The 25,897-nt window shown below is 67.5% G+C and carries 29 protein-coding genes; 8 read left to right on the forward strand and 21 right to left on the reverse strand.

Annotated features, from left to right (window positions below):
* Positions 1 to 78: 78 nt before the first annotated feature.
* The 4 genes from QNO06_RS14845 to QNO06_RS14860 form a co-directional block, all read right to left on the reverse strand.
* Positions 79 to 1,323 carry an NAD(P)/FAD-dependent oxidoreductase gene (locus QNO06_RS14845; protein WP_227911809.1) on the reverse strand — a complete coding sequence of 415 codons (1,245 nt, stop codon included), beginning with the start codon at positions 1,321 to 1,323 and terminating at the stop codon, positions 79 to 81.
* A complete protein-coding gene (locus QNO06_RS14850) occupies positions 1,320 to 1,664 on the reverse strand; it encodes a bifunctional 3-phenylpropionate/cinnamic acid dioxygenase ferredoxin subunit (RefSeq protein ID WP_227911810.1) in 345 nt (114 codons plus the stop codon). The genes QNO06_RS14845 and QNO06_RS14850 overlap by 4 nt, the downstream gene beginning before the upstream one ends.
* A 110-nt stretch (positions 1,665 to 1,774) precedes the next feature.
* Positions 1,775 to 2,161: a MarR family transcriptional regulator gene (locus QNO06_RS14855; protein WP_227911811.1), complete on the reverse strand. Its 387-nt coding sequence runs from the start codon at positions 2,159 to 2,161 to the stop codon at positions 1,775 to 1,777.
* 179 nt (positions 2,162 to 2,340) lie between these two features.
* Entirely contained in the window at positions 2,341 to 2,970 is a 630-nt protein-coding gene (locus QNO06_RS14860) for a TIGR03085 family metal-binding protein (protein WP_227911812.1), read from the reverse strand.
* 186 nt (positions 2,971 to 3,156) lie between these two features.
* Between QNO06_RS14860 and QNO06_RS14865 the strand changes: the two genes are divergently transcribed.
* Entirely contained in the window at positions 3,157 to 5,130 is a 1,974-nt protein-coding gene (locus QNO06_RS14865) for an acyl-CoA dehydrogenase family protein (RefSeq protein ID WP_227911813.1), read from the forward strand.
* A 7-nt stretch (positions 5,131 to 5,137) separates the two neighbouring features.
* Here QNO06_RS14865 and QNO06_RS14870 read toward each other — a convergent pair whose 3' ends face one another.
* Positions 5,138 to 5,746, reverse strand: coding sequence for a TetR/AcrR family transcriptional regulator (locus tag QNO06_RS14870; protein ID WP_227911814.1), 609 nt, complete (start codon positions 5,744 to 5,746; stop codon positions 5,138 to 5,140).
* Between the two features lie 112 nt (positions 5,747 to 5,858).
* On the opposite strand from QNO06_RS14870, the gene QNO06_RS14875 reads away from it, so the two are divergent.
* From QNO06_RS14875 to QNO06_RS14890, 4 genes are all read left to right on the forward strand, one after another.
* A complete protein-coding gene (locus QNO06_RS14875) occupies positions 5,859 to 6,704 on the forward strand; it encodes an SDR family oxidoreductase (protein WP_227911815.1) in 846 nt (281 codons plus the stop codon).
* A 117-nt stretch (positions 6,705 to 6,821) separates the two neighbouring features.
* Positions 6,822 to 8,075 carry an acyl-CoA dehydrogenase family protein gene (locus QNO06_RS14880; RefSeq protein WP_227911816.1) on the forward strand — a complete coding sequence of 418 codons (1,254 nt, stop codon included), beginning with the start codon at positions 6,822 to 6,824 and terminating at the stop codon, positions 8,073 to 8,075.
* A 3-nt stretch (positions 8,076 to 8,078) separates the two neighbouring features.
* A complete protein-coding gene (locus QNO06_RS14885) occupies positions 8,079 to 9,176 on the forward strand; it encodes a phosphotransferase family protein (protein WP_227911817.1) in 1,098 nt (365 codons plus the stop codon).
* Positions 9,177 to 9,239: 63 nt separating this feature from the next.
* A complete protein-coding gene (locus QNO06_RS14890; protein ID WP_227911818.1) occupies positions 9,240 to 9,776 on the forward strand; it encodes a hypothetical protein in 537 nt (178 codons plus the stop codon).
* A gap of 3 nt (positions 9,777 to 9,779) precedes the next feature.
* Here the strand turns inward: QNO06_RS14890 and QNO06_RS17050 are convergent, their stop codons facing one another.
* Both QNO06_RS17050 and QNO06_RS14895 read right to left on the reverse strand, forming a co-directional pair.
* Positions 9,780 to 9,884: an MFS transporter small subunit gene (locus QNO06_RS17050; protein ID WP_442860145.1), complete on the reverse strand. Its 105-nt coding sequence runs from the start codon at positions 9,882 to 9,884 to the stop codon at positions 9,780 to 9,782.
* Positions 9,881 to 11,287: an OFA family MFS transporter gene (locus QNO06_RS14895; protein ID WP_227911819.1), complete on the reverse strand. Its 1,407-nt coding sequence runs from the start codon at positions 11,285 to 11,287 to the stop codon at positions 9,881 to 9,883. Before QNO06_RS14895 ends, QNO06_RS17050 begins: the two co-directional genes overlap by 4 nt.
* A gap of 333 nt (positions 11,288 to 11,620) precedes the next feature.
* Here QNO06_RS14895 and QNO06_RS14900 point away from each other — a divergent pair, with 333 nt between their 5' ends.
* Positions 11,621 to 13,237, forward strand: a complete 1,617-nt coding sequence (locus tag QNO06_RS14900) for a hypothetical protein (protein ID WP_269437358.1) — start codon at positions 11,621 to 11,623, stop codon at positions 13,235 to 13,237.
* Positions 13,238 to 13,350: 113 nt separating this feature from the next.
* Here the strand turns inward: QNO06_RS14900 and QNO06_RS14905 are convergent, their stop codons facing one another.
* The 4 genes from QNO06_RS14905 to QNO06_RS14920 all read right to left on the reverse strand — a co-directional run bounded on the left by QNO06_RS14905 (position 13,351) and on the right by QNO06_RS14920 (position 16,620).
* Positions 13,351 to 14,112 carry an IclR family transcriptional regulator gene (locus QNO06_RS14905; RefSeq protein ID WP_227911820.1) on the reverse strand — a complete coding sequence of 254 codons (762 nt, stop codon included), beginning with the start codon at positions 14,110 to 14,112 and terminating at the stop codon, positions 13,351 to 13,353.
* A 57-nt stretch (positions 14,113 to 14,169) separates the two neighbouring features.
* Complete coding sequence (locus QNO06_RS14910; RefSeq protein WP_227911821.1) at positions 14,170 to 14,766, reverse strand: dihydrofolate reductase family protein; 597 nt, start codon at positions 14,764 to 14,766, stop codon at positions 14,170 to 14,172.
* A 92-nt stretch (positions 14,767 to 14,858) separates the two neighbouring features.
* Positions 14,859 to 15,404: a thioesterase family protein gene (locus QNO06_RS14915; protein WP_227911822.1), complete on the reverse strand. Its 546-nt coding sequence runs from the start codon at positions 15,402 to 15,404 to the stop codon at positions 14,859 to 14,861.
* Between the two features lie 88 nt (positions 15,405 to 15,492).
* On the reverse strand, positions 15,493 to 16,620 hold the full coding sequence (locus tag QNO06_RS14920; protein WP_227911823.1) for an NAD(P)-dependent alcohol dehydrogenase: 1,128 nt from the start codon (positions 16,618 to 16,620) through the stop codon (positions 15,493 to 15,495).
* A gap of 78 nt (positions 16,621 to 16,698) precedes the next feature.
* Between QNO06_RS14920 and QNO06_RS14925 the strand changes: the two genes are divergently transcribed.
* Complete coding sequence (locus tag QNO06_RS14925; RefSeq protein WP_227911824.1) at positions 16,699 to 16,995, forward strand: EthD family reductase; 297 nt, start codon at positions 16,699 to 16,701, stop codon at positions 16,993 to 16,995.
* On the opposite strand, the gene QNO06_RS14930 is transcribed toward QNO06_RS14925, so the two are convergent.
* From QNO06_RS14930 to QNO06_RS14970, 9 genes are all read right to left on the reverse strand, one after another.
* Positions 16,992 to 17,576, reverse strand: a complete 585-nt coding sequence (locus QNO06_RS14930; RefSeq protein ID WP_227911825.1) for a DUF3592 domain-containing protein — start codon at positions 17,574 to 17,576, stop codon at positions 16,992 to 16,994. The two genes, QNO06_RS14925 and QNO06_RS14930, sit on opposite strands and share 4 nt — an antisense overlap.
* A gap of 107 nt (positions 17,577 to 17,683) precedes the next feature.
* Positions 17,684 to 18,346, reverse strand: coding sequence for a DUF6308 family protein (locus tag QNO06_RS14935; RefSeq protein ID WP_227911826.1), 663 nt, complete (start codon positions 18,344 to 18,346; stop codon positions 17,684 to 17,686).
* Between the two features lie 9 nt (positions 18,347 to 18,355).
* Positions 18,356 to 19,399: a glycine betaine ABC transporter substrate-binding protein gene (locus QNO06_RS14940; protein ID WP_227911827.1), complete on the reverse strand. Its 1,044-nt coding sequence runs from the start codon at positions 19,397 to 19,399 to the stop codon at positions 18,356 to 18,358.
* Positions 19,399 to 20,058 carry an ABC transporter permease gene (locus QNO06_RS14945; RefSeq protein ID WP_227912406.1) on the reverse strand — a complete coding sequence of 220 codons (660 nt, stop codon included), beginning with the start codon at positions 20,056 to 20,058 and terminating at the stop codon, positions 19,399 to 19,401. Before QNO06_RS14945 ends, QNO06_RS14940 begins: the two co-directional genes overlap by 1 nt.
* A gap of 128 nt (positions 20,059 to 20,186) precedes the next feature.
* Entirely contained in the window at positions 20,187 to 21,473 is a 1,287-nt protein-coding gene (locus QNO06_RS14950) for an ABC transporter ATP-binding protein (RefSeq protein ID WP_227911828.1), read from the reverse strand.
* Positions 21,466 to 22,107: an ABC transporter permease gene (locus QNO06_RS14955; protein ID WP_227911829.1), complete on the reverse strand. Its 642-nt coding sequence runs from the start codon at positions 22,105 to 22,107 to the stop codon at positions 21,466 to 21,468. Before QNO06_RS14955 ends, QNO06_RS14950 begins: the two co-directional genes overlap by 8 nt.
* A gap of 371 nt (positions 22,108 to 22,478) precedes the next feature.
* Positions 22,479 to 23,195 (reverse strand): DUF6308 family protein, encoded by a 717-nt coding sequence (locus tag QNO06_RS14960; protein ID WP_227911830.1) that lies wholly within the window; start codon positions 23,193 to 23,195, stop codon positions 22,479 to 22,481.
* A gap of 71 nt (positions 23,196 to 23,266) precedes the next feature.
* Complete coding sequence (locus QNO06_RS14965) at positions 23,267 to 23,827, reverse strand: hypothetical protein (protein ID WP_227911831.1); 561 nt, start codon at positions 23,825 to 23,827, stop codon at positions 23,267 to 23,269.
* 14 nt (positions 23,828 to 23,841) lie between these two features.
* Positions 23,842 to 24,645, reverse strand: a complete 804-nt coding sequence (locus QNO06_RS14970) for an Rv1352/Rv1906c domain-containing protein (protein ID WP_227911832.1) — start codon at positions 24,643 to 24,645, stop codon at positions 23,842 to 23,844.
* A 199-nt stretch (positions 24,646 to 24,844) separates the two neighbouring features.
* Here QNO06_RS14970 and QNO06_RS14975 point away from each other — a divergent pair, with 199 nt between their 5' ends.
* Positions 24,845 to 25,399: a hypothetical protein gene (locus QNO06_RS14975; RefSeq protein WP_227911833.1), complete on the forward strand. Its 555-nt coding sequence runs from the start codon at positions 24,845 to 24,847 to the stop codon at positions 25,397 to 25,399.
* A gap of 12 nt (positions 25,400 to 25,411) precedes the next feature.
* Here the strand turns inward: QNO06_RS14975 and QNO06_RS14980 are convergent, their stop codons facing one another.
* Entirely contained in the window at positions 25,412 to 25,873 is a 462-nt protein-coding gene (locus QNO06_RS14980; protein ID WP_227911834.1) for a DoxX family protein, read from the reverse strand.
* Positions 25,874 to 25,897 lie beyond the last annotated feature (24 nt).

Below are 25,897 nucleotides of genomic sequence, written 5' to 3' on the forward strand. Positions count from 1 at the left end.
CAATTACGCAACGCTAACGTTGCGTAATACTCCGCACAGCTTCCAGTTACACCGGCCAGTTCCATATGGAAGGGCGGTTCAGGACTTCCCACGGGCCATCTTGCGCAGGTCAGCCGCCGGGTCCTGCAACTGCGCCGGATCAACCGCCCGGCCCGATTCGATCAGCTTCCGCGCCGCACGCACGGCCGTCCCGCCGTCCACGGCAGCCACTCCGGCCAGCGTGCCGGCGGGAGAGACGCGGAACACCATGAACCCGGGTCCGGGTTCTCCGCGCAGCACCGTCCGGCCGGGACCGGCCATGCTGCCGGCCATCTCCAGGTGGATCCCGTAGCGGTCGGACCAGAACCAGTCGGGTGCGGCCTGCGGGGGCTCGACGCCGAGGATCCCGGCCGCAGCTGCCTCACCGGTGCGGCGGGCTGCGTCCCAGTGCTCGAACCGCCGGCCCGGCGTGCCGTCACTGTTCCGCAGCCGGGAGGAGTCACCAGCGGCGAAAATTCCGGGCTGCGAGGTGGCGCCGGAGCCATCCACCAGGATGCCGTCGTGGACCTGGAGCCCGGCCTCTTCTGCGAGCGCAGTTTCCGGCTCGCTGCCCACCGAGACCAGGACGGTGGTGGCGGGGAGCGCGGCTCCTGCGGCCAGGACCACGGTCAGGGCGTCATCACCGGCACCGGCGACGATGGCTGCGGGAGTGTCCTGCAGGTAGGCAGTGCCGTGTGCGGCGTGCAGTCCGTGCAGGTACCGGGCCATATCCGGACCGGCCGCCCGCTCAAACGGCAGGTAAGCCGGATCCACCATGGTCACGGCAGCGCCCAGGGCCCGGGCCGTCGATGCGGTTTCCGCCCCCACCAGTCCGGCACCGATGATCACCAGGTGCGCGCCGGGGAACAGCCGCTGCCGCAGCGCCAGGGCATCCGCGGCGGAGCGCAGGGTCAGGACACCGGGCAGGTCCATGCCCGGCAGCGGCAACCGGCGGGCGCGCGCACCCGCGGCCAGCAGCACCGCGTCGGCACGGAGTTGCCCGCCCGAGGCGAGGGTGAGGGCGGGGGTGCCGTGTCCGGCGTCGAGCTTCACCGCAGTGTCCGTGACCACCTCGACGGCGTTGTCCGCGTACCAGCCGCGCGGAGCCAGTTCCAGCTGCGGCAGGTCCAGGGTTCCGGCCAGGAACGCCTTGCTCAGCGGCGGTCGGTCATAGGGCAACCCGTCGGGATCAATAAGCTGCAGGGTACCTGCGTAGCCGCGGCGGCGGAGTTCGCGCACCGCACTGAAACCGGCGATGCCCCCGCCCACAACGGCTACCGTTGCAGGGGCCGGGCCTGCATTCACGCGTCCTGCGGAGCCTGGTTGGGGTACAGCCACACTTCGCCGTCGCGCACCTCCACCCGGTGCGCCCGGGTGTTGACCAGGGCGGGCAGGCAGAGCGCTTCGCCTGTGCGCATGCAGAAACGCGCGGAATGGATGGGGCATTCCACCTCGTCGCCCTCAATCCAGCCGTCCGCCAGGGAGGCCTCTTCATGGGTGCAGGTGTCATTCAGGGCGTAGAAGTTCCCGTTGTCGCTGTGGAACACGGCAATGTCATCCGCGGTGCCCGCCGTTTCGGCGTCTACCGTGAGGGCTTCGCCCTCTTCAATCTCATCCGCATCGGCAACTCGGATACCCTCGCTCATGCCTGTCCTTCCCGGCGCCAAGACCAAAAACGTGCTGCTCTTACCTCAACACGTTACCCCGGCCCAGCGGGTCGGCCGGCTGCTGCCGCGGTGGACACCGCGGCGGTCCGTTAGGCCGTGCCTGGTCCGGTCGACGACGCCGTCCCGTACTGCCGGGCCGGTTCCAAGCCGCGGATCAGGGATATTAGTTCTGCGCGCAGTTCCGGGCCGATGCCGGCCGTGGAAGTGTTCTGCTCCAGGTTTTCCGCGTCGGCGAGCATCTTCTGGCCGCGCTCCGAGATGGCCATGAGCCGGCCGCTGCGGCCCGTAGTTTCGGGCGGAACCTCTTCAACGAGGCCCTGTCCCGCCATGCTCACCAGTGATGTTCCGAGAGTCTGCGCGGTCACCCGCAGCCGCCGGGCCAGTTCCGCCCGCCGCATGGGTCCGTCCGTGAGCAGCACCCGCAGAACCGTCACCCGTTCCTGGGTCAGCCCCAGGGCGCGCAGCTTGTTATCCACTTCCCGTCTTACCAAGCGTGCAGCTGTTGACAGCAGCCGCACGGGTTCCCAATCCCCCTCGTTCTGCATCTTCCTGCTTCCCTGATACGTCATTGGTAGGCGATCCAGCTCCGCTGAAACAAATCAGTGTGCTTACTATTTCAACGGCATAGGAGGGGTGCTTGTCAAGCCGGGAGCACCTACTCGCCGGCCCATTCCCGGAAGGCACGCACGGATTCGCCGCTGCCTTCCACGCTGACGTTGGCCGCTGCCCGCCGGCCCATGGCGTGCAGGGCCAGATCCACCACGTTTCCCGAGACCAGCACGGGAGTGTCGCCCGCCCGGACCCGCCTCCGGCCGAACCCGGGAACGGCCAGTTCCACACCCACCGGCGAGCTCCGGTAGCCCATCCGCGCCATCAGCCCCAGCTGCTTCCACAGTGCCTGCTGCTGCCCGGCCGGCAGCTCACGCGGTGCGGCGGCACCGGTGCCGCGGCGGATGTCCTCGTGGTGCACCACGTACTCCACCAGATTCGCGGCGTCGGCCCGGAACGGGGAGAACCGGCCCGGTCCGGCAGCGAAACGGTCCACCAGGGCGGCATAGCCGTGGGGGGTGGCTGCAGCGGAGGCCTCGGCGCCCAGGTTCTTCTCCTGCCCGGGCTTGGGCCGGCGCAGCACGTCCGCGGCCATCTTCCACGGCGCGTGCTCGCGCAGCACCAGGTGTGCCAGCAGCCGGCGCACATCCCAGCCCTCGCACAGCGTGGGCGCCAGCGGATCCGCCTCCCGCAGTGTCCGGACCAATTCCGCGCGTTCGCTGTCCACCCAAGCCATAACCGTCTCCTTTTGCGTTGTACTGCCGCCGATTTTCCACCCGTTGGAGGTACTTTCCCACGGCAATGCTGCCTGCGCCCCACATTAGCCGCGAACCCTCTTTACCCTTAGCTACCGCGGCGTAGCATGGTCCCCACAGTGAGCCGAGGCCGCCCCTCCATGCGGCCAAAACAGAGGAGAAATCCCATGAGCACCACTGATCTTGCCCAGGGGTCCGGCCCCGACAGCAGCGCTCGAAAAATCAAGGACCGGGTGGTCACGGAACAGGATGCCCGCAACGCCACCGAAGAAGCCCGGGACACGGGCGAATCCCGCCCGAGCTTCGCCAAGGGAATCTACCTGGGCAGTTACAACCTGGACCTCATCCGGTCCCTGCCGGCCCCGGATCCGGCCGAGGAGGCCCGGGCGGAGGCTTTCCTGGAGGAGCTGGCGGCGTACTGCCGCACCCTGGACGGCCGCCTGATTGAACGCACCGGCGTCATCCCGGACGAGTACCTGCGCGGGTTGGCGGACCTGGGTGTGTTCGGCATCAAGATCCCCCGGCGTTACGGCGGGCTGGGGCTGTCACTGCTGCACTACGGCCGCGCGCTGATGCTGCTGGGCACCGTGCATCCCAGCATGGGGGCGCTGGTCTCGGCGCACCAGTCCATCGGCGTGCCGGAGCCGGTGAAGGTTTTCGGCAACGATGAGCAGAAGCAGGAATACCTGCCGCGCTGCGCCGCCGGAGCCGTGACGGCCTTTCTCCTGACCGAGCCCGACGTCGGTTCCGACCCCGCTCGGCTGCGCACCACAGCCATCCCGTCCGAAGACGGCAGCGAATACGTCATTGACGGGGTCAAGCTGTGGACCACCAACGGCGTGATTGCCGAACTGGTGGTGGTGATGGCCGCAGTGCCCCCGCACGGGGAATCCAAGGGCGGAATCAGCGCCTTTGTGGTGGAAATGTCCTCGCCGGGCATCACGGTGGAGAACCGCAACAACTTCATGGGCCTGCGCGGCATTGAAAACGGCGTCACCCGGTTCACCAACGTCCGGGTCCCCGCCGCGAACCGCCTGGGCCGGGAGGGCCAGGGCCTGAAGATCGCACTGACCACGCTCAACACCGGCCGGCTGTCCATTCCGGCCATGTGCGCGGCATCAGGCAAGTGGTCGCTGAAGATTGCCCGCGGCTGGGCCAATGCCCGGGAGCAGTGGGGCCGGCCCATCGGCCGGCACGAGGCCGTGGGCAAAAAGCTCGCCTACATTGCCGCCACCGGCTTCGCACTGGAGGCGGTCTTCGAGCTATCCGCAGAACTGGCCGACGCCGGCACCAAGGACATCCGCATCGAGGCGGCCCTTGCCAAGCTGTGGGCCAGCGAAATGGCGTACAACATAGCGGACGAGCTGGTGCAGGTGCGCGGCGGCCGCGGCTTTGAGACCGCGGATTCCCTGGCCGCCCGCGGCGAGCGCGCGGTGCCGGCCGAGCAGCAGCTGCGGGACCTGCGGATCAATCGCGTGTTTGAGGGCTCCACCGAGATCATGCACCTCTTTATTGCCCGGGAAGCCGTGGACGCACACCTCTCCGCCGCCGGAGACCTGGCCGTGGCGGATGCCCCGCTCGGCGCGAAGGCAAAGGCGGCCATGAAGGCCAGCGGCTTCTACGGCAAGTGGCTGCCCACACTCGCGGCAGGCAAGGGCAGCGTGCCGACGTCGTACGCCGAGTTCGGCATCCTCGCCAAGCACCTGCGTTTCGCCGAGCGGGCTTCACGCCGGCTTGCCCGGTCTACGTTCTACGGCATGGCCCGCTGGCAGGCGGGGCTGGAGCACCACCAGGTGTTCCTGGGCCGGATTGTGGACATCGGCGCGGAGATTTTTGCCATTTCCGCGTCCTGCGCCCGGGCCATGAACATCCGCGGGAAGGATCCGGAGGAGGGCCGGAGCGCTTTTGAGCTGGCTGACGCGTTCAGCACCGAATCCCGGGTGCGGATCGAGACCCTGTTCGAAGAACTCTGGCGCAATTCGGACGCCGCGGACCGCAAGGTGTCCAAGGGTGTGCTGGACGGGCGCTACACCTGGCTCGAGGAGGGCGTGCTGGACGCGTCCGAGGGCACCGGCCCGTGGATCTCCGAGACTGCCCGCGGGGACGAACCGAAGGAGAACCTGCACCGCTGGTACCGGTAAGGACCGTCTAGCGGGCACCCACCGCGCCCCGGCAGATCTGCACATAGCGGGCCGCCAGCTCCTCGGGACTGAGCGGCCCGCCGGCGCGGTACCACTGGGCCACCCCGGTGCACATGGTGGTCACCGCCCGGCTGGCGTCCTTGGGATGGGCGGTGCAGAACCGCCCGAGCCGGACAGCATCGGCCACGACGTCGTCCAGCAGCTTCTGCTGCCGGTCCCACGCCGCAATGTGCCCGCTGCGGGCCGCGCCCTCCAGGCTGCGGATCTCGCTCGCGGCGATAAAGGCATGCTCCCACCGGTAGGCGTGCACCAGCACCAGGCATTCGATCAGCAGCGCGAACCGTTCCTCCACATCCTCCCCGGCTTCGGCCAAGGCCGCCGTGCTGCGGGCATACAGATCCGCCATGGCGGACTCGGCTATCCCGACCAGCAGCGCTTGCTTGGACGGATAGTGGTGGTACAGCCCGGGCACGGACAGTCCGGCGCGTGCGGCCACGGTGCGGATGGCGGTGCCGTGGTAGCCGTGTTCCAGAAAGCATTCCAGTGCGGCGGCCAGCAGCGGCGGCAGGACGGGAACGGAAAAGTCCCGCCAGTCGGGCTGGGGTGCGGCGCTCATGGCATCCTTCCGGGGTTCGCGGGGAACAGTTGTGACCCTTGACACAACTTGCGGGCCTGCACCAGACTACCCATACCGAGCGGTCGCTCGGTAGTAGGGACAGGCGGAGCATATGACAGAGCAGTCAGCAGCGGACGAGTCAGCGGACCAGGGGCAGTACACGGTGCAGGACCTGCCGGAGCCCGCACCGGCCAACCAATCCCGTCTGGCGGGCAAAACCGCCGTCGTCACCGGTGCCAGCCGGGGCATCGGGCTGGCCATCGCCCGCCGGTTCGCGGCCGAAGGGGCGAAGGTGCTCATCACCGCCCGCAACATCGGTCCGCTCAAGGAGGCCGCCGCGGAGTTCCCGGAGGGCAGCGTCCTGTTCCTGGCCGGCAAGTCCGATGACCCGGACCACCGTGCCGAGGTGCTGGACACCGTGGCCCGGACCTGGGGCACGCTGGACATCCTGGTGAACAACGCCGGCATCAACCCCGTCTACGGCCCTCTGACGGAACTGGACCCGGAGGCCGCCCGCCGCATCCTGGACGTCAACGTGCTGGGCACCTTGGCCTGGGTGCAGGCCCTCTGCGCGCATCCCGCCCTGGACTTCACCGGCCGCGGCGGGTCCGTCCTGAACCTCTCCTCCGTCTCGGCACAGACCCCGGCGCACGGCATCGGCTTCTACGGCATCAGCAAGGCCGCCGTGGAACAGCTCACCCGCACCCTCGCCATGGAACTGGCCCCCTCCGTGCGGGTCAACGCCATGGCCCCCGCCGTGGTGAAGACCCAGTTCGCCCGGGCACTGTACGAGGGCCGGGAGGAAAAGGTCAGCTCCACCTATCCGCTGAAGCGCCTCGGCACCCCCGAAGACGTGGCCGGCGCCGCCGCTTTCCTGGTCTCCGACGACGCCGCGTGGGTCACCGGGCAGGTCCTGAACCTCGACGGCGGCCTGCTGGTGGCCGGCGGCTCCGCCTAGCCCGCCGCAGTTTCCGCCGCCCGGCAACACCACCGGCCGCCTTCCCCCTCCCCCTTCCCAAGCAGCGCCTCCCCAGCCCCTCCCCCACGCAGCCCGCTCCAGCCAAAGGACCCGCCCATGAGCACCGCTTCCCTGCCTCCGGAGATCGAAGACCTGCGCCTGCGCACCCGGGAGTTCATCCGGGGGACGGTGCTGCCCGCCGAACGGCGGCCGGGCGCCGTCGTGCCCGAGGAGCTGCTCGCGGACCTGCGCGCCGCCGCGAAGGCCGCCGGCGTGTTCGCGCCGCACGCCCCGCGCGAGTACGGCGGGCAGGGGGTCCCGTTGCAGCACTGGTCCCCCATCTTCCAGGAGGCCGGGTATTCGCTGATCGGACCGTCCGCGCTGAACTGCATGGCCCCGGATGAGGGCAACATGCACATGCTGCACCTGATCGGCAGCGAGGAGCAGAAGCGCCGCTATCTGGCTCCGCTGGTCGCCGGGGAGGCACGCTCCTGCTTCGGCATGACCGAGCCGCACCCCGGCGCCGGCTCGGATCCGGCCGCGCTGCGTTCCCGGGCGGAAAAGGTGGACGGCGGCTGGCGGATCACCGGCCATAAACGCTTCACCAGCGGCGCCAACAACGCCTCGTTCTGCATCGCCATGGTCCGCACGGACGCGGTGGACGGCGCGCCGGCCGGCGCCACCATGCTGCTGGTGGACATGGACGCCGCCGGGGTGCGGATCGGCGAGCAGCTGCACACCATGGACCGGGCCATCGGCGGCGGGCATCCGCACGTGCACTTCGAGGACGTGTTTGTGCCCGACGGCGCCGTGCTGGGTGCTCCCGGCGAAGGCTTCCGGTACGCGCAGGTTCGGCTGGGTCCGGCGCGGCTGACGCACTGTATGCGCTGGCTCGGGCTCGCCCGCCGGTCCCTGGATATCGCCCTGGACCGCACCAACCGCCGGGAAATCTTCGGATCCGTGATGAACGAGCTGGGCCTGGCGCAGGAAATGATTGCCCAGTCCGTGATCGACATTGAAACCTCGGACGCGATCATCACCAAGACCGCCGCCCTGCTGGAAACGGACGCCAAAGCCGGGTCGGCCCTGTCCTCGGTGGCCAAGACCCACACCTCCGAGGCCGTGTACCGGGTGATTGACCGCAGTCTGCAGCTGTGCGGCGGCGACGGCGTCACCGACCGGCTGCCGCTGGCCGCCTACCTCAACGAGGTCCGCGCCTTCCGCATCTATGACGGCTCCAATGAGACGCACAAGTGGGCCATTGCCCGCCGCGCCTCCGCCGCGCGCCGCCGCGAAGTGGAACGCGGCGCACCCTTCCTTGCCGATGTGGCGGAGAACGACGCCGCCTCCCCCGCCGACGCGAAAGCCTGACCCATGCACACCACTCCTGACGGCCGTGAAGTTGTGGCCACCCGCGCCGACGCCGAAGCGCTGGATTCTCCCCCGCTGCTGATCCTGGACGAGGTCACCGCCTTCCTTGACGCCCATAATCTGGGGAGCGGCCCGCTGTCGTGGGAACCGATTGGGGACGGGCAGTCCAACATCACCTACCGGATCCGCCGCGGCGCCGAGGACTTTGTGCTCCGCCGCGGGCCCCGCCCGCCGCTGCCGCGTTCCACCCATGACATGGTCCGCGAGGCACGGATCCAGCAGCTGCTGCGGACCCAGGGCGTGCCGGTGCCGGAAATCCTGGCTGTCTGTGCAGACGACGCCGTGCTCGGGGTGCCGTTCTATGTCATGGCCTATCTGGACGGACTGGTGATCACCAACAGCATTCCGGACTCCCTGTCCTCCATGGAGCAGCGCCGGGCCACCAGCGAAGCCGTCGTTGACACTCTGGTCCGCATCCATGCCGTAGACGTCAGCAGCGGGGACCTGGCGGCGTTCGGTAAGCCGGACGGCTACCTGCAGCGCCAAGTTGCCCGGTTTTCCGGGCTGTGGGACATCAACACCACCCGCAGCCTGCCCGAGGTGGCCCGGATCGGCGGCTGGCTGGCGGATAACATTCCCGCCAGCTCCGCCGCGGCGGTACTGCACGGGGATTACCGGCCCGGAAACCTGATGTTCGCCCCCTCCGCCCCGGCCCGCGTGATCGCCGTCCTGGACTGGGAAATGTCCGCCATCGGCGATCCGCTCGCAGATCTGGGCTATCTCACCGCCACGTATTCGGAACCGGGCAGTGAATCCACGCCGCTGGAGCTGACCGGCGTCACCCGCAACCCCGGCTACTTCACCCGGGCGGAGGTGATCAACGCGTACCGGGACCGGACGGATCTGGACCTGGAGGCGCTGCCCTGGTACCAGGCCCTGGCGCTGTGGAAGGCGTCCATCTTCTGTGAAGCCATCTACACCCGGTGGCTCAAGGGGGAACGGCCCCATGACACGCGCTTCGCGCCGTCGCTGGAGGCGGGAGTGCCGCAGCTGCTGCGCAGCGCTGCCGGGTTCGCCGGCCTGGCCCCGGCGCCGCTGTAGCTCCGGGCGTCATACTCGACGGCCCCAGCCCGGGCCCCGGGAGCATCCGGTACCGTGTGTGGCATGAAGAATCTTCCCCGGTCGCTTGCGCTGGCCGCTTTCGTCGGAGCCTTCACGCTGTCCCGTCCGGCCGGCTGGCCCCCTCGGCTGCGCCGGGCCTACATTCTGGTTCCCGGCGCCGCCGTCGGCGCCATGGCCGCCGTAGCGGTCCGCAAGGGAAGCCGGAAAGGGAGGGAACTGGCCGCTGCCGGCACCGTTGACCTTGTCACGCCGTTCACCACTGCCCGCGGTGCACAGGAGGCGGGCGCCGATTCCGCCGTTCCTTCGTATGTGGCCGCCCGCCCCTCCGGTTCCGGGACCGGAGGGACGGAAATGGCGCTTTTGGGCCTGGGCGCCGTCGCCGGGGCAGCAGTCAGCGGAACCACTGCAGTGTCCCTGCTGGTTGACGCGCGCATCGAAACCTGGTTGGTCCGGCGCGGCGTGGCCAAGCCCCGCGTGGCGATGGCAGGGGCGGCAGCACTGTGGTCCCTTGTTATGGACGCGGTGATGGACGGCAAGGACGGCAGGGGCTCCAAGGGGACCCCGACTGCTCGTCAGTAGGTTTCAGCCGAAGAGCGCCGCGGCACGGGTCAGGGTCTGGAAGACACCGTAGGCCAGGGGAATCCCCACCAGCAGCCAACTCACTGTCACCATGGCTTTGTTGCTCATGCGTGTTCTCCGTCCGGGGTTGCGGTTTGGGCCGCAGCGGGCGGCGCGGACTGCGGTTCGTGGTAGCGGGAGTTCACCGGGGTGACCAGCAGATTCGCAATGAACCCGACTACCAGCAGGCCCACCATGGTCAGCAATGCCGGGATATAAGCGCTGGCGGTCAGCTCACCGGGAGTGCCCTGCGCGTCGAGGAACGAATTGACGATCAGCGGACCGGCAATTCCTGCCGCGGACCAGGCGGTGAGGAGCCTGCCGTGGATGGCTCCCACCTGGTAGGTGCCAAAGAGGTCCCGCAGGTACGCCGGAACCGTGGCGAATCCTCCGCCGTAGAAGGACAGGATCACGAAGGCCAGGGCCACGTAGAGAATGGTGGAGGTGTCTCCGAAAAAGGAGAGCAGGGTGTAGAGGACGGCGCCGCCGCCGAGGTAGAGCATGTAGATGCGCTTGCGGCCGATCAGGTCCGAGGTGGCGGACCAGACAAAGCGCCCGCCCATGTTGCCGATCGAAAGCAGGCCCACGAAACCGCCGGCGACGGCGGCGGTCACCAGCGACGCGCCGTCGGGCTGGCGGAAGAAGTCCTGGATCATGGGGGCGGCCTGTTCCAGGATGCCGATGCCGGCCGTCACGTTGCAGAAGAGCACAATCCAGACCAGCCAGAACTGCCGGGTCTTAATGGAGTTGGCCGCCGAAACGTGGTTGGTGGTGACCAGGGACTTTGACGCGACGGTGGCGGGGTCAAAGCCCGCCGGCTTCCAGTCGGCGGCCGGAACCCGGATGGTCGCGGCGCCGTAGAGCATGTAGATGAGGTAAATGGCTGCCAGTGTCAGGAACAGTTTGCCCACGGCGTCGCCGCTGGCCACCCAGCCGGGGGTTCCGGACTCCGGATCGTAGAAGGTGAGCAGCGCCGAGGACAGCGGGCTGGCGATCAGCGCCCCGCCGCCGAATCCCATGATCGCCATGCCGGTGGCCAGCCCGGGCCGGTCCGGGAACCACTTGATCAGCGTGGAGACCGGGGAGATATAGCCGATCCCCAGGCCGATACCGCCGATCACCCCGTATCCCAGGTACAGCAGCCATAGCTGATGGGTGAAGATGCCTGCGGCCCCGACCACGAATCCGCCTACCCAGAACATTGCCGAGACAAACATGGCCTTGCGGGGTCCGTTGGTGTCCACCCAAGTGCCCATCACCGCGGCGGAAAGCCCTAGCATCACAATGGCAATGGAGAAGATGATGCCGATTTGGGTGAGGCTGGCGTCGAAGTAGTCAACCAGGGCCGTCTTGTAGACGCTGGTGGCATACACCTGGCCGATGCACAGGTGGACGGCCAGAGCTGCCGGCGGGATGAGCCAGCGGTTGAAGCCGGGCGGGGCAATGGTGCGGTCACGATCCAGCCAGCTCATGCGGACTCCCTTGTCAGAGGTCGGACGGTGCATCAGGAGTCAGGATGCCCCTCCGCGCGCGCCATGTCCCGGTGCGACACGCGTTTTCCCATTAGCGGAGGGAAACATACCGCGCAACCTACTCTTCGGTAACTAATTTCTCGAAATGCTTGCTTTGTTACCGCTGGGTAGCTTAGATGTAACAGACATCACACTAGCCCGGACTGATTTCGTCATGTTGTTTCCACTTCGGTGGGACGGACCCGTCCGGTCGCACCGCGAAGGCTGCGCCTACCGGCGTGCTGCACGCAGCCCAGTCAGTCTCGACAGCATGAAGCAGAAAAAGGATATTCAATGACGAGTTCCACGTCCGGGCGTGCCACTTCCCGCCCCCACACACTCTTAACCGCACTCCTGGCCTTGTTCCTGATCCTCCTTTTGGCCTTCTTTGTGCTGTTCACGGGCAAAGTGTCCGCCGGTGCAACGGAGCTGAGCGACGGCGCTGAGCGCGCCAACACGGGAGCCAGTGACCTGCAGGAAGGCGCGGACAAGGCCAAGGAAGGCGCGGACAAGGTTGCCGCCGGTTCCGAGAAGGTGGATACCGGCGCCAACACGCTGGCCACCGGCATTTCCAGCGCCAAGTCCGGGGTCACCACCCTGAAGGACGGCGCCACCAGCCTGGATGAGGGCGCTGCCAAGCTCCTCACCGGCGCGGAAGCCGCCAACACCGGAGCCAACAAGCTCGCCGCCGGCGCCACCACCGCCCGGACCGGCGCCGGAACCCTGGCTGCCGGTGCGCAGAGCGCTGCTGAGGGTGCCAACCAGCTTGCCGCTGGTGCCACGAATGCACGCGCAGGCTCCGACAAGCTTGCCGCTGGCGCCAACGAGCTCTACACGAAGATGGCTCCGCTGGCCGAAGGAGCACCGGCGCTGGCTGCGGGCGCAGAGGCTGCTGCTGCGGGCGTCGCGCAGCTGGCCCCCGGCTCCGTAAAGGTCAGCGGTGCAGAGATTGAAATCTGGAAGGCCATTCACGCTACCCCGGGAGCGGACGGGAAGACCGCCTACGAAAACATCAGCAAAGATCTGGTTCCCTACAGCAGGGACGGAGTATCCGCGGGCGCCGCCACACTTCGCACGCTTCCCGTACCGGGTCTGGCAGACGTTGCAAACAAGCTCGAAGGTTTGGAACGAATTGTTGCCGGGGTCGACAACGCCCTCACCGGCTACGACCCCAAGGTTGATGGGCCTGTTCCGTATCACCTGAACCAGGATGGAACGATCAAATACGACACGGACGGTCTGATCTACGGCACCGGAGCCATCGCCCAGGGCCTCGCGCAGTTGAACGATCCGGCTGCAGCTCCCGCCCTGGCTGCGGGTGCACGGTCCGCCGCTGACGGCATTGCCCAGCTCTACGCAGGTGCCGGAACGCTTTCCGCCGGTGCCACCGAGCTCAACACGGGCCTGAAGACCCTTGAAACCGGCGCAGGCACCCTCGCCCAGGGCAACGGCCAGCTGGCCACCGGTGCAGGCACCCTCTACACCGGCATAGACACACTGGAAACCGGTGCGTACACGCTGGCCGACGGCAACTACAAGATCTACGACGGCACCATCACCCTGGCCGACGGCACCAGCCGCCTGAACACCGGTACCCAGTCCCTGGACGAGGGCGTCACCAAGCTCGACGACGGCGGTAAGACCCTGACGGCAGGCACCAAGGAGCTCAAGACCGGCGCCTCGGACCTGGCTGAAGGCAACGGCAAGCTGGCCGACGGCAGCAAGACCCTGGCCGACGGCAACGGCAAGATCGCTGACGGCGCCGACACCATGCGGGCCAGCACCACGGCACTGACTCCGGGCGAGATCATGACCTCCCCGAAGATCCTGGCCGTGCTGATCCCGCTGCTGCTCCTGCTGGTCCCGATCGGCATGCTGATCGCCGGCACCCGCCGCAAGAGCCAGTACTAAGCACTAAGCACTACCGCATCACCTCGCACCACTAACGGAAGGGCCGGTACCGCAGCTGCGGTACCGGCCCTTCCCCGTACTGCCGCGTGTTCGGTGCGGTGTTGGCGGGCCCGCTAGCCCGCGCGGTTCAGCTCAGCGGAAATCTGCTCCACCGCGCTCTGCAGCGCCGGCACCGCCCGTTCCGCAAAGGCCGCGTCCACCCGGGACACCGGCCCGGAGACCGAGACGGCGGCGGGCGCGGGGGCATCGGGCACGGCCATGGCGAAGCAGCGCACCCCCAGCTCCTGTTCCTGCTCGTCCACCGAGTATCCGCGCTCCCGGATCCGGTCCAGGTCCGCCAGCAGCGACTCCGCACTGCCGATGCTGTGCCCGGTGGGGGTCGGCATCCCGGCCCGGGCCACCAAACTGCGGACCTTCTCCTCGGGCAGCTGGGCCAGGATGGCCTTGCCAACGCCGGTGTCATGGGTATGCACGCGGCGGCCCACTTCCGTGAACATCCGCATGGCGTGCGGGGAGGGGACCTGGGCCACGTAAACCACCATGTCCGCGTCGAGCACCGCCATATTGGCGGTCTCCCCCAGCGCGTCCACCAGCTGCTTCAGCTGCGGCATGGCCAGCGCGCCGAGCTGCTGGTTGGCGCCCTCCCCCAGCCGGATCAGCTTCGGGCCCAGCGCGTAGCGGCGGTTGGGCAGCTGCCGCGCGTAGCCCAGGCCCACCAGGGTGCGCAGCAGCCGGTGGATGGTGGGCAGGGGCAGCCCGGCGGACCCGGCGAGTTCACTCAGCGACACGGCCCCGCCCGCATCGGCAATCAGTTCCAACAGTTCGAAAACGCGCTCCACCGACTGCACGCCGGCCCCGGCGGCACGTTCAGCCATTGTTGACCCTTCCGACGATCTGCGGGGAGTTTATCGCATGGCGGAAAAGGGTTCTCGTCAGGAGGAGTCCGCTGCCCGGTGGACCAGGGTCACCGCCAGCGCACCCGAGTCCGTGGTTTCCTTGCGGGTCAAGGCGTAGTCACCCAGATCGGCCGCGCTGTTGAACAGCCGCTTCCCCGCCCCCACCGTGACCGGCAGGATCAGCAGCCGGTAGCCGTCCACCAGCCCGGCGTCGTACAGGGACCGGGCCAGCTGGTAGCTGCCGTGCACCTGGACCTCGCCCGTGCCGTGGGCCTTGATCTCCTGCACACCGGCCAGCACGTCGCCGCGGATGAGCCGGGTGTTGTTCCAGCCCGGGTCCGTGAGGGTTGTCGAAACCAAGTACTTGGGCATGCGGTTGATGTGGTCAGCCACCAGGTCCAGCGGGTCAAGGGCGTCCTGCCAATAGGGCCAGAGCAGCTCGTAGGTGGTCCGCCCCAGCAGCAGCGCGTCCCCGAAGTCGAACCACTCCGTAGCAATGCGGGCCACCGCGGGGTCCATGTGGTTGATCATCCAGCCGCCGCCGGCAAACCCGCCGGATGTGTCCTCGTCGGCACTGCCCGGACCCTGCATCACGCCGTCGAGCGTCAGGAAGGCATTAACTGTCAGTTTCACCGGACACCCCTGTTCTCCCCTGCTGCTTCAAGGTTCTGCCCGGGGTGCGGGGGTGTCAACGGTTTTGCCGGCGGCTGGGCCGCGCCGGCGTTCTACCAGATGTGCGGGGCGGGCCGGCGGGTGCTGGGCAGGGCCACGCTGGCCCGCCATTCACTGATCCACTCGGGCAGGACCAGGTCCGACGGCGGGACGGCGCCCACCTTCTTGAAGATCTCCTCGTTGCTCAGCGGGCCCTTGGCGGAGAGGAAGCGGGCGCCAATCACCGCGCTGGCGTAAATCTCGCCGTCGGCCACCATCCGCTGCTCCAGGTAGATGGCCCGGTCATCAAAACCGATGATCTTGGTTTCAATGCTGTACTGCTGGTTCAGCTGCAGGGACTTGCGGAAGCTGATGGTCTCGTTGTTCACCACCGGGCTCCACTTGTTCTTCTTCATGATGTCCCACATGCCGCTGCGCACCAGCAGGTCAAACCGGCCCAGGTCCATCAGGGACAGGTACATGCCGTTGTTCAGGTGCATGGCAACGTCGATGTCCGTGGGCAGCACGCGCATGGGCACCGAAGAGTTGTCGAAGAAGCCGAGCTTGGAGCGGCGGCGGGCGCGGAAGAGGATCAGCAGTGTGCGCAGAATCAGGTGCATGGCCGCTATATTACCGCTCAGTAACTTGAGGCGGAAGGACTCGTGCGCGGTGCGGCGGGTTGGCCTGAAAAGCAGGTCCGCCACGGCGTCAGCGCCACGGCTGGACCAGTGCCTTGAGCGTCTCGGGCCGGCGTCCGGCGTCGAGCGCCTCCGCCACCTGCCCAAGGCCGAACAGATCTGTCACCAGCGCATCCAGGTCCACCCTGCCTTCGGCGGCGAGGCTTATGGCCGTGGGCCAGGTGTTCGCGTAGCGGAAGACTCCGGTAACCCAGAGCTCGCGGTTCTGGATCACGCTCACCGGCAGCTCGGCGTCGTCGGCGCCCATGCCCACCAGCACCGCCCGGCCGCCCGGCGCTACCGCCCGGATGCCGGCGCGCACAGCGGAGGGAGCACCGGACGCGTCGATAAACGCGTCCACCCCCAGCCGGTCCACCGGCTGGGAAGCGTGCAGGGTGTGTGTGGCACCGTGCCCGGCGGCGAAGTCCAGCCGTTCCCGGGAAATGTCACTGACGTAGACGGCGCTGGCCCCGAAGGCCCGCGCCACCTGCGCAATGATGACGCCCACCGGACCGGCCCCGGCTACCAGCAGGCGCTGGCCCGGGCCGATGCCCGCCTTTTGGCAGGCCCAGATTCCCACGGACAGCGGTTCCAGCAGGGCGGCGGCCTCGTCCGAGACGGAGTCCGGGACGGGATGGGCGAAGTCGGCCTCGATCACCACGTATTCGGCGAAGGCGCCGTCCACCGGCGGAGTGGCATAGAACGCCATGTCCGGGCAGAGGTTGTAGCGGCCCTGCTTGCACTGCCCGCATTTACGGCAGGGTTTCTGCGGCTCAATGGAGACCCGCTGCCCAATCCGTTCCGGGTCCACCCCGGGCCCGACGGCGGCGACGGTACCGGACGCCTCGTGCCCGAGCACCAGCGAATCCTCCACCACAAAGGGCCCGATCCGCCCGTGCCGGTAATAGTGCACGTCACTGCCGCAGACGCCGACGGCGGCCACCCGGACCAGCACCTCGCCCGCGCCCGGCTGCGGGACAGGACGTTCCTCGACGGTGAGCGTGTTGGGGTGCTCGGTGCCGGCGGCGGCGGCCGGATCGTCGGCACCGGGGTCATCGGCACCGGGGTGGGCGGCGGGGACGCGCAGGACCGAGACGCGCATGGTGGCCGGAAGGTCCGGCGTCGGGACGGCGGAAGCGGGGCTGGTGGTAAGCGACATAGACAGGACCCTAGCCCCTGCGGCCGCGGGCCGGAACCACTCGTGCCCGCCGCCGTCGTTCGCGCTACCCTGCCCGGCATGCACACCCTTGTTGTCCTCTACGGCCATCCCCTGGACCATGACGCGTTCCGCCGGCACTACCGGGACGTGCATCTGCCGCTGGTGCGGAACATTCCGGGTATCCGTGCTTTCCGGCAGTCCCAGCGGCTCAGCTCCCCGGAGGGACAGGCTCCGTTCTTCGCGCTGTTCGAGGCGGATTTCGACGACGAGCCGGCCATGCAGGAGGCCATGACCACCGCCGAGGGCCAGCTGGCCAACGCCGACATCCCCAACTTCGCCTCCGGCGGGGTGACGGTGTTTACCTACGCGAGCTAGCTGCCCGCAGCTCCCGATCCGGCGCCCTCGTCAGCAGGTTTCGCCTTTTTCTTCAGGCCCTTGACCAGCGGCACCAGGAAAAGGCAGCTCAAGAGGCCAAAGAACGCAATGATGAAGTAGCCCACGCCAGTAGAAGCCTCCTGGCCCTGCACTACGGCTTCCCCGGGGTTGGACCGCTCATAAAAGACAGTAACGCCGGCACCGCGCAGCTTCTTGGACACCTCGGCTTTGGAACCTTCTTCCTTGCTCCGGTACGGATCCCTGTAGGTCACCGAATGCGTGTGTCCCTTGGTGTCCTGATAGGAAGCGGTGACAACCTTCTTGTCGCCCTTCTTGCGTCGGTGCTCGAAGACCACTTCGGTGACGGTGCCCTGCGTCTGGACACCCGTTGATATCAGCTGATGATCCCGATGGCTGTCGGAGATATCGTCAATGCCGAGAAAGAGGCCCGCAAGCAGCAGCACCAGCCCAACGGCCAGGTCGGTCAGCGGATGGTGCTTGCCCTTGGCGGTCTTGGCACCCTTGGCGGAGGCGCTGCTGCCGTCCTCCCTGGGCAAACCCGGATCGGTGTTAACCGTCATACTAAATCCCCCCGAAATCAGTATTTTTGTCAAAAGTGCGGCAGTTTCTGCCACGTGGGATCCTACCGCCAACCACCGCCGCCCCGGTGCCCTCCGGCTCCCGCGCGTCAGTAGCTGCGCTGCTTGGCGTCCATCCAGAGGATGACGTCCATGGCCCGCAGCGCGGAGATCCGCACCGGCAGGTCCGCCGCGTCCTGGACGGAACCAAGCCGCCGGGCCAGGGCGCCGTCGTCGGCTGTGAGGAGCCGGTGCCACTCTTCCCAGTAGGTCAGCGAAGTATCCAGGTCCGCGGCCCGGGCCAGTACCGGATCCCAGATGGGAATCAGCCGCGGCCGCTTCCGGGCCAGGAGCTTGCTGGTTTTCGCCGCCCCCATCCGCCACTGTCCGCCCGCATAGCCGCGGACCACGTCCCACAGCTGCCAGGCGGCGCTGTCCCGGCCGTACACCCGGATGTAGTCCTGCGGCGGAACATCCGCCATGTCCAGATCCGCCGGGATCTGTTCCAGCAGCTCCGCAACCGGAGCGGCGTAGGTGCCCAGCAAACCCAGGGCGGCCGGGCCCTTGATGTCCTCGCCCAGCAGGGTGACCGCCACCAGGTCATCGGCCGTCAGCCGATTCACGGCGTCGGGCGCGTCTCCCCCGCCGGCCCACGTGTCGAAGAACGCGCCCGTGCGGACGTGCCCGGAGGTCAGTTTCCGCGTGTAATAGCTGCGCAGCAGCCCGGCCGCCTGCTGCACGTTCCTTTGCCCAAGGATTGCCGGTAGATCCACGGAGCCACCTCATTCCGGAGCGGTAATCAGCCCCTTGGATATCATCCAGTCGTACGCCACCTCGGCCGGTTCCTGGCCGTTGACGTCCACCTCCAGGTTCATTTTCCGCAGCTCCTCATCGGTCAGCAGCGGGGTGATCAGCGCAAACACGTCCACCAGCTCCGGATATTCCTCCAGCGCCTTGGTGTTGAAGACCGGAGCACCGTTGTAGGCCGGGAAATAAGCGAGGTCATCCTCGAGCACCGTCAGCCCCAGCGAATCGATGCGCCCGTCCGTGGCGAACACCTCGCCGAAGTTGCATTCCCCGGCGTCGGTGGCCGAATACACGGCACCGGTGTCATAGATGCCGATGTTCCCGTCCGGCACCCCGTCCGGGGAGCCGCGCGGAATGCCGTATTTCTCCAGCATCGGGTTCATGCCGTCCGGGCGGGAGTTGAATTCGGATTCCAGGCAGAAGGTTCGCTCCTGGACAGGCAGGGAGGCAATGTCGGAGATGCTGTCCACCCCCAGCTCCTCGGCGGCTTCGCTGCGGATGGCGAAGGCATACGTGTTGTTCATTGGCGCCGGGTCGCCCCAGGTCAGCCCGTTGGCCAGGTCCGCGTCATGCACCGCCTGCCACATCTCCTGCTTATCCGCTATGCCTTCCGTCTGCCCCAGGTAGGCAATCCAGCCGGTGCCGGTGTACTCCCAGGTCATGTCCGCCTGGCCGGAAACCATCAGTTCGCGGGCCGGCTGGCTGCCGGGAATGTTGGTCAGGTCGGTGACGTCGAACCCGGCAACCTTGGTGGCCAGCACCGAGATCTTGCCCAGGATCAGCTGTTCGGTGAAGTTCTTGCCGGTGACCGTGAGCGGGGCAGGATCCGGCAGGCCCTCGATTGGCTGGATCAGGCCGGGATCGGCCTCGGGCACGTAGGAATCAGCCGGTTGCAGGCCGCAGCCGGAAAGCAGGAGCCCGACGGCGGCGGTACCGGCTGCGGCGGCGCCGGCAGCCCGGCGCAGGTTCGGGCGGCGGCGGGCCGGTTTTGGGCGGGCAGGGTTGTTTGGGCGAACCATCACAGTCCTTTCGGCCGGGCGACGTGTTCCACCAGCCGCCCGATCCAGTCGACCACCAGTGCCAGCAGCGCCACGAGCAGCGCCCCCGCCACCAGCACCTTGTCCAGGTTCAGGTTCACCCCGGTGGTAATGAGGATGCCCAGCCCCCCGCCGTTGACGAACGTGGCCAGGGTGGCGGTACCCACCAGCAGCACCAGGGCGGTGCGCACGCCGGAGAGCATCACCGGCACGGCGAGCGGCAGTTCCAGGCGGAACAGCACCCCGGCGGAACTCATGCCCACCCCGCGGCCGGCCTCCACTATGCGCGGATCCACCTGCTGCAGCCCCACCATGGTGTTGCGCATGACCGGCAGCAGGGCATACACCACCAGCGCGGTAATGGCCGCCCAGAACCCGAAACCGAGCCAGAAGGCCAGCAGCACCAGCAGCCCGATGGCCGGGGCGGCCTGACCGATGTTGGCCACCGCTATCACCGGCCCGGTCAGGCGGCGCAGCGGACCGCGCGTGAGCAGGATGCCCAGCGGAATGGCTACCACCAGCACAATCACGGCGGCGACTCCCGTGAGCAGCAGGTGCTGCACGGTGTACGCCCAGAGGGCTTCCGGTGCCAGGGTGGCCCGCTCGGTGGCGCTCAGCTCCACGGTGGTCAGCCAGAGCATCAGAAGCCCGAAGGCCACCGCAATGCCTGCCAGCTGCAGCAGCAGCGGCCGCCAGGACTGTGGATCCATGCCGGTCTGAGCATCAACCTGGGTCCGGGCCGTCAGCGGGACCGCCGGCTGGGCCGCGCTCACCGGGACCCCCGCCCGGCGGCGGCACCGGCGTCGTCGACCGTACTGCCGGAACCGTCGGCGCCGTTCCGTGCAATGAGGCCGCTGTTGATCCCCACCGGCGCCCCGGAGGAGCCCAGCTGCGCGGCTTCGTTCGCAGCGGTGATGGCTTCCATGACCGTCTGCACGGTGACCAGGCCCAGGAAACGGTCCCTCGGCCCGGTCACCAGCGCCGCGCCGGTGCTGGAAACCAGCATGGTGTCCAGGGCGTCGTTGAGGGTGGCCTGGTCGCCGATCACCGGAAGCTTCAGGTCCGGAGTGTCCGTGTGCCGGTCCAGCCGGCTGAGCTGGCGGCGGGACAGCCACTGCACCGGCCGGCCGCGCCCGTCCAGGACCACGGCGTTCTGCTGGCCCTCGCCCTGCAGCCGGGAAAGGGTGTCGCTGGCCAGGTCCCCGGCGTTCGCGGTGACCGGCATGGCCAGGTCCACTTCGTTGACGCGGGTCAGGGTGAGCTGCTTCAGGCCCGCGCCGGAGCCGATGAAATTTTCCACGAACTCGTTGGCCGGGTTGGCCAGGATCCGTTCCGGCGAGTCGTACTGCACCAGGTGAGCGCCCTCCTCGAAGATCGCGATCCAGTCCCCCAGCTTCACAGCTTCATCGAAGTCGTGGGTGACGCACACAATGGTTTTGTGCAGCGCCGACTGAATGTGCAGCAGTTCGTCCTGCAGCCGCTGGCGGGTGATCGGGTCCACTGCGCCAAACGGTTCATCCATCAGCAGCACCGGCGGGTCCGCGGCCAGCGCCCGGGCCACGCCCACGCGCTGCTGCTGCCCGCCGGAGAGTTCCTTCGGATACCGGTCCCGGTACGCGGCCGGATCCAGGGAGACCAGTTCCAGCAGCTCGTCCACCCGGGCGCTGATCCGGTCCTTGTCCCAGTTCAGCATTTTGGGTACCACCGCAATGTTCGCGGCCACGGTCATGTGCGGGAACAGTCCACCGGCCTGGATCACGTAGCCGATGCCGCGGCGCAGCTGGTCGCCGTCCATCCCGGTGACGTCCTCGCCGCCCAGGATGATCTGTCCGCTGGTGGGCTCAATCAGCCGGTTGATCATTTTCAAGGTGGTGGTTTTGCCGCAGCCGGAGGGGCCCACCAACATCACGATGCTGCCTTTCGGGATTTCCAGGGTGAGCCCGTCCACGGCCGCTTTCTCCTGGCCCGGGTAACGCTTGGTGACGTCCTCCAAGAGGATGCTGGCTCCGGTGACGGAACCGCCGTCGTTAGCTTGGGGGGATTCTGTCTCAGACACGGATACCTCGCGGGGTTGTGAGCCGGCCCAGGCCGACCAGGAGCAGGTCAAGGATCATGGCCAGCAAAATGACGCCAACCACGCCGACCACCACGGATTCCAGGGAATTGGCACCTCCGAGCCGGGACAGGCCGGAGAAAATGAAGCCGCCCAGGCCCGGACCCAGGGCGTATGCGGCAATGGCGGCAATGCCCATCACCATCTGCGCCGACACACGTACGCCTGCCAGGATGACCGGCCAGGCGAGCGGCAGTTCGATCCGCAGCAGCGTACGCAGCCGGCCCATGCCGATGCCGCGGGCGGATTCGACGACGGCGGGCGACACACCGGCCAGCCCCACCACGGCGTTGCGCAGGACGGGCAGGGTGGCATAGAACGCCACCACGATCACGGCCGGGGTGGCACCGAAACCCACGGGGCCAATCAGCAGGCCGATCAGGGCAAAGGACGGCAGCGTCAGGCCGACGGCGGAAACGCCGTTGGCCAGCCCGGTCAGGGTCTTGTTCCGGTAAACCAGTGCAGCGATGACCACCGCCAACACAGTGGCCAGGACCAGGCATTGAATAACTAGGCTGAAGTGCTGCCATCCGGCGAACAGGATCTGCGGATACCTGTCCGCCACGAATTCCCACACATCAAGACCTCTTCACTTTGGTACGTATGTTTCTTGTCCAAGCCGCCGCCGGCCCGAAGGCGGCGGGGCGAAAACGAGCAAGCAAACTTACCGTTACCACCCTCACATTAAGCGCCTAAAGGCCCCATAGCGGAACAACGCGGGGCTTTGGCGCCGGTTTCGGGGCCGGGGTTGACGCCGGATGCGGGAGGTGGGTGGAGGGGCGGTGCTGGGAATGAGCGCTGGCGGGGGAAAACCCTGCCGGTTTGGGAAAAATCGACCGGTTTGGGAAATCCCTGCCACTGCATAGCGGCAGGGATTTCCCAAACTGGCAGGAGAATCCCGGAATGGCAGCGGAAACGCCATCCGGTCAGGAACCAGCGGTCCGGAAGCTAGGCGGCGCCACTATCATCGGCTTCGCCGGCTGCCGGCTCCAGAAGCCCTCCGTCAGTTCCGTGCATCCACAGGACAACGTCCATGGCGCGGAGCCGGGAGACGGGGTGCGGGAGGTTGGCCTGCTGCTGGATTGCGTCCAACCGGTCTGCCACCAAGCCACCGTCCCGGGTGAGCAGGTCATGCCATTCAGACCACTGGGTGAGCGAGCCTTTCAGCTGGGTCTCTTTCTTAACCACGGAATCCCAGACCGGTATCAGCAGGGGCCGCTTTCGGGCCAGCAGCTTGCTGGTTTTCGTGGACCCCATTTTCCACCGTGCACCCTTGGAACCGCGGATCACCTTCCACAGTTCCCAGGCGGCACTGCCCTCACCGTAAAACCGCTCGTAGTCCTGCGGTTTCACATCGGCCATATCTACATCCGTGGGAATCTGCTCCAGCAGCCGGGTGATCTCCGCAGCATGGGTGTCCAACAACCCCACTACAGCTGGGCCCTTAACCTCCACGCCCAGGAAGGCCAGTGCCAGCAGGTCGTCGGAGGTGACGGCGTTGGCTACTGCCGGCGCGTCGCCGCCGCCTGCCCACGAATCAAAGCGTGCGCCGGTGCGGATTGAACCGGTGATCACCTTCTCCGTGTAGTACCGGCTCAGAAGCTTGGCAGCTTCGCCGGTGCGGTCTTCAGAAAGGATTCCAGGCAATTCCACGACGTTCCCCATTCGGTGGTTTGTTTGTCTAATGACTGGCCCGATAGTACCGACAATGGTGTCCGGCACCCGGCAGGCTGCAGCTAGTCTTCGCTGGGTTCCAGAATCTCGATGACCACGTTCATCCCGCTGTCCGGGTGGTAGCTCCAAGACGCGGCGAACTCATCCCACTCGGCGGTCAGCCGGCCGTCCAGGGACCGGGTGGCATTCATGCGGTTACTGACGCTGTCCGGAATGTCGATGGCATCCAGCACGCAGGTGATGTCGGCGAAATCGGCCCCGTAGGATTCCTTGCCCTCGCTGTCCATCGTCAGGCTTTGCCCCTCGTCTCCGAGTTCGATGCCGGTCGTGTCCTCAACCCCGCAGCTGCTCACCGCGTTGGTCAGTGCCACTGAGGGCTCGGGCTCGGACGAAAAATCGATCTGCGCGAGCAGGAATCCTGCACCCAGGCCCAGCACCAGTCCGGCGCCTGCGAACAACGCGTAGTTGCGCCGCGGAGATACGGGATCGGGCGCTGTCCGGTATGGCTCCATGACGTACGGTGCGGCCGGTGCCGTGTTCACCGGCGCCGCGGGCGGAGGAGGCGGCACCGGCATGCCGCCGTCGGCGACGGGCGGTGTCAGGTTTTGCGGGTTCTGTGTCATGCCATTTTCCTTCATTACTGCTTCTCCCACTTTCCGCAGCGGCTGGACTTGAAGTCCTGGCCCTCCGAGATGGTCACCGACGGGCGTCCGCCGCCGGGAATGTCGTTTTCGATGATGTCGTCGCCGTTGGAGCCGCTGCGGTAGATGCCCCAGTAACAGCTCGAGCCGACGTCCGTCGTCGTGGTGTAAGTGCCCGCCGCGACGGTCTTTCCCACCGTCCAGGTGCCGTCGGTGATGGTGTTGGCTGCCTTGGTGGCTTCGGCGGAGGTCACCGCGGTTTCGCGCGCCTTCACGGCAGCTTCGGCCGCGGTAACCGCTTCTTCCCGCTCCCCCACCTTCTTCTCCCGGTCATAGATGCCCGCGGAGAGCTTGTTGTAGTCAGCCTTCATGGCGTTGTAGTCGCTCTGGGACTTCTCCAGCCGCGCCTGCCGCTGTTCGGACTCGCCTGCCTTTGCCGCGTATTCGTCGCTGCGCGTCGGATCGGTCAGGAAGTGCCCGCCCACAGCGCCACCGGCCAGCAGTACGACGCCGGCCGCGGCCAGCCAGATCCGCTTGCCTTTCCGCCCGCCCGGGACGCCGGCCGGAGACTGCTTCGCCGCGTTGGCACCCTTCAGGGTCTTGCGCGTCCCGCTGGTCTCCGCCGGTTCGTCCGGCACAGGAGGTGCGGGCGGTGGTGGCGGCATAGTCAGGTCGAAGGCGGGAGCCGCAGGCGCTGCAGGTGCTGCAGGCGCTGCAGGCGCCTCCGGTAGAGGTGCATCGCCCACCGGATCCTCGCCGAGCGTGGTGGAAGGGGCATGGTCCGGTTGGTGCTGCGCCATTGCTGATGTTCTTTTCTACGGAGGGGCCAAAACGGGGCTGCTAATAAGCGCCGTCGGCACCATCCCCTACCTACCATCGGCGCGGCAGGGCGAGTGGTGCACCCCGAGGGGCGTGATGGTGGTCACTCGGTAGGAGGATGCATAAACGCACCGCACAAATCCCTGCTGCCGTGCGCGTCGTCCCCTAGAGTGTCGGTCCATGGACTCACCCCTGTATGCGTACATCCTGATCGGCGCCTCGGCCCTGGGCCTCGGTCCGGTGATGATTGTGATGGGGCTGCGGGCATACACCGGCCGGTGGACGTCGTGGCTGGCTTTGACAGCGCAGTCAACGGCAAAGCATTCCCGCCTGGGGTTCGTGCTGTTCTGGGGCGGGCTAGGGGTCACCGGATGCTTTCTGCTTATCGGATTGCAGGAGATGGGCGTCAGAATTCCCGGTTCGGAGGCCGTCTTCACCACCTTCTGGTGTGTTTGCATCGCCATTGCGGTGATGCACCAGTTCTTCCTCCCGAAATTCCTCCGCCCCGTGCTGCTCCCGCAGTGGTACCGGGACTGGGAAGCGGAACAATTCGAACGGGAGGCGCGCCAGGATAAGCAGCGCCGTGCCCAGCGCCGGCTCCGCCGGGAAAAACGCCGCCTGGCCAAGGAGCAGGGCGCACGCCCGCCCCTAAACGAAACCGATCCCGTGGGAACGCCCTCAATCACCATCGAGGTTGAGGAGAAGGTCATCTGGTCAAAAACCTGGCGTTCCTAGGCCACCCTTGCGTCAGGAGTGCCGAGCGCCGGTTCCCGCCCGCAGGGCCTTCCACGCCCCGGTGGACCACAGTGCCCAGAGCACCAGCGGCGGCTGGAAGAACAGCCGCACCAGCCGGGCCCGGTCCGAGTCCAGCCCGAACGCGTCCGTGTGGGTGACGTACTGGGAAATGTTGCCCGGGAAAATCGCCACAAAGAACAGCGCAGCAGCCAGACCCACGGGCACCCGGCGTTTGCGCAGCAGGATCAGTGCGGCGCCCAGGCTGAGCTCGGCCGCGCCGGAGAGCAGCACCACCGCGTCCTCGTCCAGCGGCACCCAGTCCGGGACCTGGGCCCGGAATTCCTGCCGGGCGACGGTCAGGTGCGAGGTTCCGGCGAACAGCAGGAACGCACCCAGCGCGACGGCGCCGGCGCGCCGGGGTTTCGAGGTAGGCGGGGCGGGGCTGACGACGGCGGCCCGGAGTTTTTCCATCATCCCGCCGAGGCTAGCACCACCGCT

Source organism: Arthrobacter sp. zg-Y20 (genome assembly GCF_030142075.1).
Classification (GTDB): Bacteria; Actinomycetota; Actinomycetes; order Actinomycetales; family Micrococcaceae; genus Arthrobacter_B.